Annotated in this window: 1 pseudogene; it reads left to right on the top strand. The window is 61.2% G+C overall.

Features of this window, described 5'->3' with window-relative positions:
- Positions 1-539: pseudogene (locus CAPSK01_RS21425) on the top strand (GNAT family N-acetyltransferase); the annotation flags it as partial.

Genomic DNA, 539 nt, shown 5'->3' with positions numbered 1-539 from the left:
AATTCCGCCCGCAAGGCAAGCGCCTGGCGATCATCACCAACGGCGGCGGACCGGGGGCCATGGCCGCAGACCGTGCTGGCGATCTCGAGATTCCGCTGGCCGAACTGTCTGCCAGCACCATTCAGACACTCAATTCGAAGATGCCGCCGACCTGGTCGCAACGCAACCCCATCGACATCGAAGGGGATGCCACACCGAAGCGTTATCACGACGCCATTCTGGCTATCGCCGAGGATGACAACGTCGATGGTGTGCTGGTCATGCTCTCGCCACAGGCCATGACGCAGCCGATGGAGGTTGCCAAGGCGGTGATCGAAGTCGACCTGCTGACCGCCAAACCGATTCTCACCTGCTGGATGGGCGAGGAGCAGGTGCATCAGGCACGCTCCATGCTTGAGGACGCCGGCATTCCCTCGTTCCGGATGCCGGAAACCGCGGTCGAACTGTACTACCACATCTCGACCTATTACTGGAACCAGAAGCTTCTGCTGCAGACCCCGGCCCCCTTGTCGAAGCATTCGCGGCCTGAAACCGAAGGA

The organism is Candidatus Accumulibacter vicinus, from assembly GCF_000584955.1.
In the GTDB taxonomy this organism is placed as follows: domain Bacteria; phylum Pseudomonadota; class Gammaproteobacteria; order Burkholderiales; family Rhodocyclaceae; genus Accumulibacter; species Accumulibacter vicinus.
The sequence above is the reverse complement of the archived record's forward strand: the minus strand, read 5'-3'. Positions and strand labels throughout refer to the sequence as shown.